Origin of the sequence: Arenibacter sp. F20364, from assembly GCF_023015905.1 — a bacterium.
In the GTDB taxonomy this organism is placed as follows: domain Bacteria; phylum Bacteroidota; class Bacteroidia; order Flavobacteriales; family Flavobacteriaceae; genus Arenibacter.
Genome location: NZ_JALKBD010000044.1, coordinates 1 through 14,470 on the forward strand (window position 1 = coordinate 1; position 14,470 = coordinate 14,470).

Consider the following 14,470-nt stretch of genomic DNA (forward strand, 5'->3'; position numbering starts at 1 on the left):
TGAAAAATCAATACCTATCTGCTGGTGCTCATCCACCCAAAAAACATCAATTCCACTTTGATAAGCTAAATCCTTGGTTTGTTGTATCAATATGTTAAAAAAGGCCGCATTCTCTTTTTTTTGGTGCTTATTAAAAATAGATTTCCTCATTATTTCCTTTTCAGCCGAAAGGGAAAATACAAGAAGGGCTGTATTTTGTTGGCCCAAGTTTACGAAGGTTCCGCAGTCCTTTTTCATCACTTTTAATAGGAATCTAATTATAGAGACGAAAAAAATTCTTATTACTTACTTATGCTTAAAAATTATTAGGGGTACCAAGACTCCAATTACATAGTGTAGGTTTCCTTTTAACAGTACTGTTCCTTATTAAAATATTGTTAGTAGTGCAATGCACAAAACCGATGCCCCCTTACAATCAAAAGTGTTTTAAAAGTTTTATATGTCGTTTTTTTGAGGGGGGATTGCCTTTGGATTCCAGTGAATCACTTAAATAGCCAGGGGCATTTTTGATCAATGAAATTAATTATATAATTGTTTCATCGGTTTCTCGAACAGGGCCATATAAACGGCTTCTCCAAATTCAATGTTGGTCCAGTTGGTGGTGGTGTTCGTGTAGCCTTACCTTTATATAAATTGGGGGAACAAAATGCAACGTAACTTCTGGCAGCTAAGGATGTTTTAGAGAATCCGGCTAGGAATACTTTTTTACACCGGGGTAACCATCAAACACTACGGTAAAATGCAAGGAGGAAAAAAACCATAGGAAACCAAAGAGAAATGTCACCTAGTATTATTACACTAGATACCATTAAATCAGGTTTATGGATGTCCAAGGGAGAAAATCCATTTTGGGTAAAGGTAATCGGCGATCAGGTATTTTGGTTGGGGATGAATAAGCATACGGACGAAGTCCCAAATGGAAGCAAATGGTGCCATGTAGGTCATAGATCAATAAAGGGCAACCTAATCTATTTCAATTGGTCCTATATACCGGTAGGTAAAGACCAAATGTATGGTGCTATAACCATAAAAATAATTAATAGCAGCACTATGAAAGTGATTGAGAATTCTGGAAATTTCGGAAAATCGAAATGGCAGTGGGTATCGAAAAAGAAAAACTTCAATGAATTGAAGGCCAATAATTAATTGTTTTTAAATTATGGGCCTTTCTTACTCTTAATGCAGATGAACGGATCTCAATCAACGATTTGGGTTTAAGGCCTGTATAACGGGCCAAAAAATACTGAGGAATACTTTGTAAGCGTTTAGGTTTCTTTCTTATTACATATTACATTTCAATATCATGGGCCAAGAGCGGAAATTATAAAAATGGTAAGTGCCTACTGCGGCACACCGTGATCGACTTCCTCTTAAATGCTACAGGGCAGACTTAACATTGGCAACACGTTCATAAAGCTCCAAAAAATCCGCATCGGTCTTAATATTAGCCCTTTTTACCCGTACTTCGTATTAATCATAGCCTTGTAGCAGCAATAAGCTTTTGGCTTCGTTTTCCTTCTATGTAATAGGGGGTTAGATGGCCGGGAAAGTGGCCAAAAGTGAAGGATTCATTTTATTGGACATCCTTAAACTTGTCTGTAATAGTTCCTATTTTATTATATCAATTACCTTTTCCCCTAAGCCTTTCAAACAATTTATTAGCGTTATCCACTTTTTCTTTGGGAGCTGCACGAAATTCCTTTTCCATGACTTTATAGTGCTCCTGAACACTGTCCAGTTTTTGATACATGGTACCTATTACTTCTTGATACCGTGTATCATTGATGGCGTTGTGTTGTTCATAAGGGTCCTCCAATAAGTCATAAAACTCCCATTGATCAATATCGTCGTAAAAATGGATCAGTTTATAGCGCTGGCTTCGAATCCCGTAATGCTTTTTTACCATATGAAAAGCTGGATAATCATAATAGTGGTAGTATATAATTTCTCTAAAAGCGGTTTCTGAAGTACTGCCATCCAATAGGCCTTTAAACGATTCCCCCTGCATTTCCTCTGCCGGTTTCTGTATTCCAGCCACATCCAAAAAAGTTGGTGCAAAATCCAGGTTTTGAACCATGGCATCTATTTTTTTTCCTGGATTGATAGTTTTGGGCCATTGCATCATTAATGGTGTTCTAAAGGAGGGTTCGTACATAAACCTCTTATCGAACCAGCCATTCTCTCCCAAATAAAATCCTTGGTCAGAAGTATAGACCACCAAAGTGTTTTCTACCAATCCCGCTGCTTCCAAATAATCCAATAATTCTCCAACCCCCTCGTCTACCGAGGCTATGGTTGCCATGTAATCCTGTAAATAGCGCTGACCCATCCATTCGTCCAACTCCCTACCTTTTAAATTGGAAATATGAAATACGTTATTCTTGGCCGAATATCCGGCGTCCCATTCTTTTCGCTGTTCTAGGTCCATCCTTTCAAAATCGGTTTTCCAAGGGTTATGGGCTAATTTGGTGCTACCAAATTTTTTGGACATCTTGAGGTCGTGGCCCTCATACATATCTTTATAAATAGTTTGTAATTGCTCTTCCGAAGCCTGTTGATCCACATAGGTTGGGAAGTAGGTGTCCGGTAATGGAAATGTGACCGAATCGTATTTGTTGATATGTCTCAAGGCCGGCATCCAATTCCTGTGAGGCGCTTTGTGCTGTACCATAAGAAAAAAGGGAACGCTGTCGTTACGTTTGTTTTTTAGCCAATCCAAAGCGTCATATGTAATTATATCCGTGGCATATCCCTTAACTCTGGTAGTATCACCATTTTCTATAAAATCAGGATTGTAATAATTGCCTTGATCTACTATTATTTTCCAATGATCAAAACCTTCCGGGTACCCATGTAAATGCCACTTTCCCAATAAAGCCGTTTGGTACCCCTCTTGTTGTAGCAACTTGGGCAAGGTAGGTTGACTCCCATCAAAACGGTCGCCGTTTTGCCGAAAACCATTTATATGACTGTGTTTGCCCGTTAAAATTACCGCCCTACTGGGACCACAGATAGAATTGGTGACATAACTATGACTAAAAATTGCTCCATTTTTGGCAATCCGATCTATATTTGGGGTAGATGCCAGTTTGCCAATGGGGTGGTTATAAGCACTTATGGCCTGTACTGCATGGTCATCGGCCATTATAAAAAGAATGTTGGGCCTTTTATCTTTAACCATTGTTTTCGGTTGTTCCCGCCTACACGAAAAGGCTATCACTACAAATATTAAAAGCAATAATTTATTAAGGTAATACATGATTCATTCCTTTTGGGGCCAACCGTATACTTTGGCCGTGAAGATTTACTTTAAACTAAAAGTCACTTTCTCAGTGACATTGGAATCCGTACCGACATACACCTCAAATTCTCCCGGTTCCGAAACAAAATCCAGTTGGCCGTTATAAAATTTTAAATCCTCCGGAGCAAGGGCAAGGGTAATCGTTCTTGTTTCCCCTTTCCTAAGGAACACCTTTTTAAAACCTTTTAGTTCACGGATAGGCGGTGTAATGCTTCGCACAACATCCCTAAGATATAGTTGCACCACTTCTTCTCCGTCATAATTACCTGTATTCTTGAGGTTAACCGTAACAGTCACGGATTGTCCCTGCCCTATTTCCTCTTTATCGATGCTAAGGTCCGAATACTTAAATTGGGTATAGCTAAGTCCATAGCCAAAGGGCAATAATGGAGCATTGGGGGCATCTAAATAATTGGATTTGAATTTTTGAAAAGTTTCGGAAGTAGCCGGCCTACCCGTGTTTTTCATACTGTAATAAATAGGGATCTGCCCAACGTTTACCGGCCAGGTAGCGGTAAGCTTCCCGGCTGGGTTATAATCTCCAAATAGTACATCTGCAATGGCATTTCCTGCCTCTACACCTGGATGCCATGCCTGTAAGATGCTAACAGGTAGCGCCAACTCCTCTGGTATGGTCATTGGACGGCCACTCATTAGTACTAATGCGATGGGCTTGCCTGTGGCTACCAGGGCACGAATCAATTTTTTCTGGGCTTCTGGAATGGAAAGGTCCGTTCTACTTGATGCTTCCCCGCTCATTTCGGTGGCCTCCCCTACCACCGCCACCACAACATCTGATTCATCGGCAAGCTCTAGGGCTTCTTGCAACATCTCCTCTGGAGTACGCTTATCAATTTCTATTCTGGGACCAAACACATTGACTTTGGTCGCCAATTCGGTATCGTTCGAAATATTGGCGCCTTTTGCGTATGCAATTGTCGCCCTGGGAGCAACTTTCTTTAAGCCGTCCAAAATAGAAACCGACAACTGTGGATTTCCCGTTGGAGCCCAGGTTCCCAGCATATTCTTCTTATTATTGGCCAATGGTCCTACCAAAGCTATTTTAATAACCTTTTTTAATGGTAGGATGTTTTCGTGGTTTTTTAAGAGTACAAAGGAACGTGCTGCTGCCTCTCTGGCTATTTTTCTATTTTCTTCGTTAAGGATATCCTTGGCCGATCTCTTGGTATCGATATAACGATAGGGGTCTTCAAATAGACCCAACTTATACTTCGCTTCCAAAATCCTACGACAGGCTTTGGTAATTTGATCTTCGCTAACCTTCCCCTCTTCCACTGAATTTTTCATGGTGGTTAGAAACCCTTCCCCTACCATGTCCATATCCAGTCCGGCATTGAGAGCTAAGGCAGATACGGCTTGCAGGTCTCCCAAACCATGGGCGATCATTTCATTTACCGAGGTGTAATCGGACACTACAAATCCGTCAAAACCCCATCGGTCTCTCAACAAATCGGTCAATAACCATTTATTTCCCGATGCTGGAATACCATCAATATCGTTAAATGAAGTCATTACACTTGAAACCCCTGCATCTATTGCCGCCTTATATGGTGGCAAGTATTGGTTAAACATTTTCACCCTACCCATATCAACCGAATTATAATCACGGCCTCCGTCCACAGCCCCGTAGAGTGCCAAGTGTTTCACAGTCGCCAGCATGGTCTTGTCATTGCTTAAATTATCTCCCTGATAACCTTGTACCATAGCTTTCGCAATGGCAGAGCCCAAATAAGGGTCTTCTCCTGCCCCTTCAGCTATTCTACCCCATCTGGGATCGCGGGCAATATCCACCATGGGAGAAAAATTCCAGTTAATACCATCTGCGGTAGCTTCCTTAGCTGCTATCTGCGCAGTTTTTTTGATTAATTCCATGTCCCAGCTCGAGGCAAGCCCCAAGGGGATCGGAAAAGTGGTCTTATATCCGTGGATAACATCTGAACCGAATAGTAAAGGAATTCTTAAACGGGTATGATTAACTGCAAAATCTTGGGCTATCTTGATCTTCTCTGGTCCCGCTACCCCAAACAGTCCGCCTACCTTCCCAGCCTTGATCTTCGCCTCCACATTATCACTGACCACAGAGCCGGTGGCTATACCACCGCCAGGGGTAACCAGATTTAACTGCCCTATCTTTTCCTCCAAAGTCATTTGTTGTAACAATTCCTCTACCTGGGGTATGTTGTGTTGCGCATATGCACCATATATAACAATGGTGTTCAGGACGGTAAATAAAATATATTTTGAAATGCTCATTCTATAATATTTATTCGACTGTTATTAATTTGGATTTTTCGGATACGCCGTTTTCATTAAAAGCTTCTATACTAAAATAATATCGGGTATCGCGATCGAGGTTGCGCATAAAATGTTCATTTACATCATAAATCAACCAGGAGTGGTATAATTTATCTGGTGCGATACCCCAGCGGATATTATAACCCTGTGCTCCTTTCACCGGGTTCCAGGTGAATGAGGCATCTCTTCTGTCTTCCTCCCGGGATACTTTGAATCCCTTCACCTTTTCCGGTATCTTCCCTAAACCTTTTCCAAATACCCTTATTTCCGATAATGCCAAGTTATTCCCCGGAACTTCCACATTATTGTAGCGTACGTATTTTCCTTGTACAGGTTGATTAAGGGTGATGTAGGCATTTGGCGCATCTTTATAACTCCCACTCCTGTCTACAACAGTTTTCCAGTTTTTTCCATCCTCTGAAACCTCCAATATAAATCGATGTCGTAGGCCTTCGGTACGGGTATAAATACCCGTCTCGTGATCATGGAAATTCAATTGAAAAGCATAAATGTTGCCAGGAGAAGGCATTTCGATCTTAACCCATTGCTCATCATCATTGGATTCTGCAACCCAAAAGGATTTCGGGCTTTCATCGGTTAACAGCTTCGAAATAATTTCATTGTCACTATTCTTTTCAATTGGCATTTCGGTGATGTCATATTCATCATAGGTAGAAGTACTTTTTTTCACCTGCATTTGTGAGGATGAAACCGTTGTTTTTCCTTTGTAAGAAAGCAACATCCAGCCACTATGCTGTCCTGCTTTTGTTGGATGATTTGGCCCGAATAAGGGGTAATCGCCATAGCTAGTGTTGGAATACATTAATCCTTCATCATCAAAATAGGTGGGGAACATGGCTAGACGACGTTCCCAATGAGAATTTGAAGCCAACGCCATGGTGGCAAAATGCCAGTATTGGCCATTGGCTTGTTTCACGGTTATACCATGGCCCGCACCATAAGCAAAACCGCCAGGCTTGAAACTCATGGGATTATTTTTCATGTAAGTAAAAGGACCCAGTGGGGTTTCACCAATATAAGCAGCATCGGCATACACATTAAATTGCGTCCCAGGCGCGGCATACTGTAAATAGTATTTCCCCTCGTGTTTGGTCATCGAGGCACCTTCCATATATCCTTCCTTTAAGGTTGGATGGTTATTATTTTCGCCAAATCGTTCCCAACCATGTTCTTCCTCAACCAAATTGAAAAGTTCCTTCTCAACTCCGATTTCAAGAAAACGATCGTCTTTATTAAGCATTTTCACACGAAGGGGATGTACGTTTGACGAGCCCCAATACAGATAAGTTTTCCCGTTGTCGTCAATAAACAACTCCGAATCCTGGATGTTATTGGTAATTGAAGCAGTAGGTGTCCACTCCCCTTTTTTTGGGTCATCGGTATGAAGAATACTTCCGTAACCCGCGGGATCACCTGCAAAATATACCAAGGAATCTTTATAATTGAATGCAGTTGGGGCATTGGAACCCTCGAAAAACCATTGTTTAGGTTTAATGAATTCCCAGTTGATCAAATCGGTGGAATGCCAATAACCAAAAGATCGAGTGAGAAACATGTAATATTCACCACGAAATTCAATTACTGCTGGATCTGCACCGGAGCGGTAGGAAATATTCTTACTTGAATTATAAACCATATAGGTATAGTCAATATCCAGAGGATTGATATAAGTTTCCGGAACCACTTCCTGTGCAGATGTTATTACACTTAATAGTAAAACCACTGTTGTAATTGTTTCTTTGAAATTTTTCATCTGGTTCCGTTCTACACAAATTTATGACTGCAAATTTTTTTGGTTGTTCTCTATTCAGATCGTTTTAGTGAAAACAACCAGTGCAATAAATTAGGCTCGGCAAAAGCTGGATCCCAACTATTGTGATTGGCACCTCCAAAAATGGTTAAGTTTGGATGCCCACCATATTCTATAATTTTGGACGTCATATTCATGGATAACTTCGGATCTACTACATTATCCTGTGCTCCATGAAATATCCATAAGGGAACTTTATGGGCGTAGGCCTTTGCCGCATTGGTATCCCCGCCTCCACAAATTGGTATGGCAGCCGCAAACATTTCCGGTTTTCTATACAATATTTCAAAAGTGCCCATACCGCCCATGGACAATCCCATAACATACACTTGGTCCTTTTTTATGTGGGATTTCGTTACTAAAGAATCCATTAAGGCCATAGTAAGGCCTAGAGCTTTGGTGGGGCCCTTGTCGTATTCAAAACTTAATCCAACGGGCTGAGTTCTCCTATCTACCTGAACACTGGACCAATAGTCCTCTTTAGGACACTGTGGAAAAACTACGATAGCAGGAAATTTATCCCTATTCCCTTCGCTAGAAAATAAAGTACTGCCATGGACCAGCTGCTTTTTATTATCGCTACCTCTTTCTCCCGCGCCGTGCAAGAATAGTATTATGGGATATTGTTCATCGATAGAGTAATTCGGGGGATACATTATGCGGTACCTTAAGGTATCTGAGTCCTTTGTGAACATTTCTGACTTGTAGAAATCATTTTGCCCATGCAATACCACGCTGCCCAATACAAAAAAGAGCCCTATAAGGTTATGTTTAATTTCCATAAGTAAACCCGAGTTTTGTTAAACCAGCTTTGATATCTTCATTCTGCATAAAAAGACTCCATAATAATCCCGTTCTATAATTTTCGATCATAACGATCTGCGGCCCCTGATCTATGGCTAGATATGCCTCTGCAACCCAAAAATTATACTGTGGACTAAAAGCATCGTAGAATCCGGCAGGACCCAATAATTTATCTTTTTTTTGATAAAAATACTGCATGGCTCTAAGCGTTTCGGTTGGTGTGTAGGGAATGGAGCTTATTGCCGCCGTGGGGGAAATAACTCCCACGTCATTAGCAGGGGAATGGGCATTATATCCCAGGCTGCCATCCGAATTTCTAGAATAACTAGCGGTTAAACCCCAGCATTCAGTGCTATAACCTAAAAAATTCTCAGGATTCTCCACCGCATAGCGATAGTTGATAATGGCATGATTGCTACTTACAGCACCATAATCCACGAACTCGTCTTTTAGCCCAATTGGGTTTAGGCCCAAAAAGGAGTAATGCGAAAAAAACAAAGGTCCCCCATAGGTTTCGGAACCAACATGTTTTACTAATAATGGATAATTGTATGCGGATATATTAGATGTTATATTGCCATTGGATGCCCAACCATTATTATATATCTCCTTGGATATGGAATAATCGGGAGAAGCGGCAGCCAATATATAGGTAACCAAAGTTTCATTATATCCTTTTAGCTGAAGATTAATTGCGAATTGATTGTCAGGGCTCCAATGCCAGTAAAGGACCTTCTGATTCTGGGTGTACCAATTCCATTCCACCCCTTTCCACAAGGCATCGGCTTTGGCCGCCAAATCCATTTCGATTTGTGTTCCATTTTGGAAATACTCCGTTACACAAATGAGACCTTGAACCAAAAAAGCCGTTTCTACCAAATCACCTCCATTGTCCATTGCGCTAAAGGGCTTTACTTTACCAGTATTACCATCTAGCCAATGGGGCCAAGCTCCATGGAATCGATCGGCATTCTCTAGAAAACCCAAGATCTTTTGTAATCGAATAACTGCCTCTTCCCTAGATACATAACTACGTTCTATGGCCACCAAAATAGCCATAAGTCCAAAACCGGTTCCTCCTGTGGCAACGGTATTGGCATCATTCTCGGGCCTATCCGGATGATACCGCTCCCTGGCGCAGCCTGAGTTAACTTCCGCAAAATCCCAGAAATACTTAAAGGTTTCCCTTTGGGTAAGCTCCATCAAATTTTCATCCGAAATTTCTTCTGGCTCGGGTTGTTCGGTCATAGGTGGATCGGGTAATTGCGATTCACCGGTAGGTCCCGTTACATCATCTCCAGAGCAGGAAAAAAATAAAACCAGCATTAAGATTGAAAAAATATTCTTCATTATAACCTTTCTTTATCCGTTATGGCCTTTTCACTATCTTTTTTATATTATTGATGATGCAATGGGCATAGCTCTCATTGGTGGTTAAGGTATAACCCATATAGTATAAGAAACGAATATATCATACTCATTGAAAATCTTAAAAACGTCCAAACTGGCAAACTACTCGGAGGGAATAACTTCGAAACCCAATTTTTGCAATCCCAACTGAACCTCCTTGTTTTTCATGAAAAGGGTCCATAACATACCGGATCTATAATTTTCGATCATGACGGGAATTGGGCCTTGATCAATGGCCAAGTATCTTGGTAGGCTCCATTTATGTTCCAAACTAAAGGCGTCATAGGGCCCATATTTCCCTATTAAGGAATCCTGTTCTTGATATATATGGCGTAAAAAACGCATACTTTCCTCGGGAGTATAGGGCATGGAGGATAAGGCAGCTGTTGGAGAAATTACTCCTAGATCCTTATCTGGTCTGTGGCCCGCATATCCTTTCATAGAGTAGCTTGATGTCTGTCCCCACATATTCTCTCCATAGCCTTTGAAATTATTGGGATTGGCTACGGCATGATTGTAATGGATCAAGGCATGGTTCCTGTTCAATTTCCAATAATCGGCATATTTGTCCTTTAATCCTTTTGGATTTAATCCTAAATAGGAATAATGTGCCCAGAACAAAGGTCCAACGGGCGACTTGTCATGCTCGTAATGGTTTAATTCCGTCTCAAGACCGTAGTAGACTGTATCCTTGGCAATTTCACCATTAAGGGCCCAACCTTTGTCATAAACGTCTCTATCAATGGGGTGTGTTGGGGATGCTGCTGCCAAAACATACATAATCAGGGCTTCATTGTATCCCCCTACAGGGAAATTCATTTCCCAACCATAGTTAGGGGACCAATGCCAATACAACACATCTTCCCCTCCTTTGGTATACCAGTCCCATTCTACTTCTTCCCATAATTTTTGGATTCTACTACTAATAGATTTTTCTTCCTCTGTAGAACCCCTTCTATCGAAAAATTCTTTTACAGTAAGTAAACCTTGCACCAAAAAAGCCGATTCCACGAGATCTCCCCCGTCATCTTTTTTACTAAACGCGGATGTGGATCCGTCCGGGTTTAACCAATGGGGCCATGCACCATGAAAACGATCGGCCTTTTCCAAAAAGTCCAATATACGCAGGTAACGTTGCACCGCCTGTTCCTGGGTAATGAATCCCCGTTCCACACCAACCAATATGGCCATCAAACCAAATCCTGAACCCCCAATGGTGATTATATCCCTGTGATGGGTTGGATAGATATTATCCATATGGATACGCTCCCTCGCCAGGCCGGAAATGGGTTCTGCTCCTTCCCAAAAATATTCGAATGTCTGTCTTTGAACCCTGTCCAATAATTCCGCATCTGTGTCAACCTCCGCCATTAGGTTTTCCGTACCATCCTTGTTATTGGTAGTTGCTTTTTTTTGGTCGTTGCAACCGTATAAAAGGATTCCAACGACCAATATTAATGTTAACCTCATAATTATTTATGCTATAAATCAGCGTTTCTAATGTTTTGCACTTCCTCTTGGGTCAACACTTTATTGAACAATCGAAGTTCATCCATATAACTTGCATCGGACAAATGACCCCATTCACTAAACCTAGGTGCCCCAGAACCTATTGAAAGAAGGTTACAACCTGTCCAATCCACACCTGTGAAATCTGATTCCTTTACAATTTCCCCATCAAAGTATACAATGGCTTTTCCATTGCCAATGGTAAATGCCATATGTACCCAGTCAGTTGAAGTAGGATCCAATGATGAGGCAGCTCCGCCATCTACCCAAGTATCTGCAGAACCATTGCCTACATTTAATTTAAAGGTCTGATTCGTAGCATTGCCTTCCCTAAAAAATCTAAATCCGCTAGTTCTTAAGTTTTGTACGGTGGGGTATTCAGGTCTTTCCAAATCTTCCGGACCCATAACCAGAATCCCTGCTCTATCTGGAGCAGCATTGAGGTTATACCAAAAGCTGGCGCTAAACTCTTGTGTTGTTAGCCCTGTTGTAGGAAATGATAAATAGGATTCGGCTGCTCCGGCATAGGCATCCGCTCCTCTAATGCTTTCACCAGCAAAGCCGGTTGCGCCTATCATTGTAGCCTCTGCATTGGTAAATTTATTTTTGGTATCCCCGTCAAAAGGAAGGTAAAACATTTCCCCATCAAATTCCCCGGTATAAGGATTGGTAATATTGATCATATTCTGAATGTCGGTTTCCGTTAATGCTTTATCGAACAACCTTAATTCATCCATTGGGCTGCTATCGGATTTATGGTTCCAATAGCTAAATGTAGGTCCTCCGGAACCTATAACCAATTCATCACAACCTGTCCAATCTACAGGTGAACTTAGGTCGGCTGTCCGGACTGCCACTCCGTTAAAAAAGATGGTACTTTGGGTTGGAGAAATAGAAAGCGCAATATGAACCCATTGCCCTGCGGTCACATCAATTACACCACCATCGTTCCAGCTTTCGCCACTACCAATACCCACATTTGCTTTAATGGTCTGATTGGTAGCGCTACCCTCCCTGAACAACCTAAGCCCTTGAAAGCGGTCATCGGCATCGTCGCCAATTATTAGAATACCAGCCCTATCTGGACTAGCGTCGACCTTATACCAAAAAGCTGCAGTAAATTCAGTGCCCAATAGGCCTGCAGTTGGGTATGATAAATAGGCATCCGTTGCGCCCTTATAGGCATTTGTCCCTATTAGTCCCTCACCGGCAAAACCAGGAGTCCCCACTTTGTCCGCTTGCTTCAGGCCAACAAGATCAAAATAGTCTCCATCAAATGGCATATAAAGGGTTTCGCCTGCAAATAATGGTGTATACGCAGGTTCTTTTTCAAAATTTATTGTTGTCACTGTAGTTTTTCCTTCCAAATCTGTTGCACTAACCGATAGTTCATGGGCACCATCTGTCAATTGATCATATACCAAGTCCTTGACCAATAATCGACGATAATCCTTGAAACTATTGTAGGTTCCTATATTACTTCCATCTAGCAACACATCGACTTTGGCAATCTCAATATCATCGGTCACTTCAAAATCGACGGTAATGGAAGTTACTACCTCCAGTACTTTTATTTTCACTCCTTCTGTGGGGTAATTGACCTTTACCTGAGGTGCTGTCGCATCCGTCCCAGGATCAACTTGTGAAATGGCGTCTATTCCCTGATCACAACCGTAAAAAAGAAACACGGCGACCAAGCTTGCACAAATTAGTTTAATATTTTTCATTTGTTGTTTATTGATTGTTAGTTATTGATCTCTCCCAAAATTGGAAATTGATCTACTTGACTTTGTGGATAGGGAAGGAAGGTATTATTCTCCGAAAAGGTCCTTCCATCATAACTGAGCTCGTTAAATCGTCCCAAGCGTATCATATCATAATAGCGTTTACCCCACTCCATACTCAACTCGGCAAACTTCTCGTCCAATACCTGATCCAAGGTAATCCCAGACAGAGGAGTCATATTGGCCCTTGCCCTAACTTCGTTTACTGCTTGATCAGCGGTCATCCCCGTGCCAGTGGCACCTTGGGCCAATGCTTCCGCGTATACCAGTAAAATTTCTGCATAACGGATAACATTGTAGTTTTTATTACTTCCGTAATCTGTTCTACCCGATATTAATTGATTGGAAGGCAAATAGTGCTTTCCGCTTGCAAAAAGTGCCCTGGGATAGTCATTAATAACATCTCCATCCCGTGTTGTATTTGTAATAAAACCGGGCAAGGTAGCGTAAGCGGGATCAGTTTTAATTTCGGCGATTCCCCTATCAGTGAACAAGACACTCGTTTCCAATCTTACGGTTTCTCCACGATCCAACATAAACTTTATGAATTTCATACTTGGTTCATAAAAACCCCAACCACTGCCGGCACCTGCAACTTCAGGAGTCCAGTTTTGTGGACCATAAGGTGCGTAAAGATGTCCAGATCGATCTCCTTCACCTTGGTTATAATCCGAATATTGCAAATCCAATATGGTTTCATCACTCAATTTACCAGGGATCTTAAACTGTTCGTAATAATCAGGATAAAGTGTAAATTTTCCTGAGCTGATAATCTGTCCGGCTGCATCGGCAACCGCTTGATAGTTCTTCACTTCTTGATTGGCCAATGCCTTTATAGCCAAAGCCGTATATTTGGTAACCCCTCCAGGAAGGTCAGTGCGCTCATTTGGCCTAAGATTGGGCAAAAAAGGAATGGCCTCATCCATTTGATCGGAAATATGCTGCATTACCTCTGCTTTTGTTGGTACCTGGGTCACATCTAGCAGAAGATCGGTATTGGAGGATTCTGGGATAAATACATCTCCCCATACTTGGGAAATATGAAACAGCATGATTCCTCTGAGCACTTTTGCTTCGGCAATGTATTGATTCCCCAAAGCAACTCCATTTTCATCGGCAAACTCTTGGTATCTGGCAATCTGTTCCATGGCAGTATGGGCCGATATTATGTCAACATAGGTGTTTTCCCAAAGGGAATTATACATCCAATAATCCTTGTTGTAAGTAAATTTGTCGGTCTCGGCAAAATCCTGTTGATCCCCTAGTCCCCCAGCATTTACGTCATCACCCCTAACAGAAATCAACAAAGGTTGTTCCCATCCGCGAGATTGAAATGCTTCATAGACGCCAACAATGGATAACTGCATGTCTGCCGTCTTGGTAAAATCCGTACCGCCAGCAAAATTATTGTTCAGTTCTGGTTCTTCCAATTTGTCCGTACATCCTATATTGCTCAAGGAGGTTATGGCCAGCAGGACAAACACTGATATTTTATAAGATAATTTCATAGTTTCT

9 protein-coding genes and 1 pseudogene are annotated in these 14,470 nt (G+C 41.6%); 1 reads left to right on the top strand and 9 read right to left on the bottom strand.

The genetic code is table 11. The annotated features are described in order from the left end of the window. Positions 1-237: pseudogene (locus MWU84_RS21585) on the bottom strand (hypothetical protein); the annotation flags it as partial. A gap of 540 nt (positions 238-777) precedes the next feature. On the opposite strand from MWU84_RS21585, the gene MWU84_RS21590 reads away from it, so the two are divergent. After that, positions 778-1,146 (top strand): hypothetical protein, encoded by a 369-nt coding sequence (locus tag MWU84_RS21590; RefSeq protein WP_246905660.1) that lies wholly within the window; start codon positions 778-780, stop codon positions 1,144-1,146. A gap of 475 nt (positions 1,147-1,621) precedes the next feature. Here MWU84_RS21590 and MWU84_RS21595 read toward each other — a convergent pair whose 3' ends face one another. The 8 genes from MWU84_RS21595 to MWU84_RS21630 all read right to left on the bottom strand — a co-directional run bounded on the left by MWU84_RS21595 (position 1,622) and on the right by MWU84_RS21630 (position 14,463). Then, positions 1,622-3,259 carry a sulfatase gene (locus MWU84_RS21595; RefSeq protein WP_246905662.1) on the bottom strand — a complete coding sequence of 546 codons (1,638 nt, stop codon included), beginning with the start codon at positions 3,257-3,259 and terminating at the stop codon, positions 1,622-1,624. Between the two features lie 45 nt (positions 3,260-3,304). Then, entirely contained in the window at positions 3,305-5,575 is a 2,271-nt protein-coding gene (gene bglX, locus MWU84_RS21600) for a beta-glucosidase BglX (RefSeq protein ID WP_246905664.1), read from the bottom strand. Positions 5,576-5,585: 10 nt separating this feature from the next. Then, complete coding sequence (locus MWU84_RS21605) at positions 5,586-7,391, bottom strand: family 43 glycosylhydrolase (protein WP_246905665.1); 1,806 nt, start codon at positions 7,389-7,391, stop codon at positions 5,586-5,588. A gap of 50 nt (positions 7,392-7,441) precedes the next feature. Further along, positions 7,442-8,230 carry a prolyl oligopeptidase family serine peptidase gene (locus MWU84_RS21610; protein ID WP_246905667.1) on the bottom strand — a complete coding sequence of 263 codons (789 nt, stop codon included), beginning with the start codon at positions 8,228-8,230 and terminating at the stop codon, positions 7,442-7,444. Continuing rightward, on the bottom strand, positions 8,220-9,602 hold the full coding sequence (locus MWU84_RS21615; protein ID WP_246905669.1) for a glucoamylase family protein: 1,383 nt from the start codon (positions 9,600-9,602) through the stop codon (positions 8,220-8,222). Before MWU84_RS21615 ends, MWU84_RS21610 begins: the two co-directional genes overlap by 11 nt. A gap of 162 nt (positions 9,603-9,764) precedes the next feature. Continuing rightward, positions 9,765-11,132, bottom strand: a complete 1,368-nt coding sequence (locus tag MWU84_RS21620) for a glucoamylase family protein (RefSeq protein WP_246905671.1) — start codon at positions 11,130-11,132, stop codon at positions 9,765-9,767. An 11-nt stretch (positions 11,133-11,143) separates the two neighbouring features. Then, the gene (locus MWU84_RS21625; RefSeq protein ID WP_246905673.1) at positions 11,144-12,898 is read right to left on the bottom strand and encodes a LamG-like jellyroll fold domain-containing protein; all 1,755 of its coding nucleotides are present in this window, start codon (positions 12,896-12,898) and stop codon (positions 11,144-11,146) included. Positions 12,899-12,915: 17 nt separating this feature from the next. After that, a complete protein-coding gene (locus tag MWU84_RS21630; protein ID WP_246905677.1) occupies positions 12,916-14,463 on the bottom strand; it encodes a RagB/SusD family nutrient uptake outer membrane protein in 1,548 nt (515 codons plus the stop codon). Positions 14,464-14,470 lie beyond the last annotated feature (7 nt).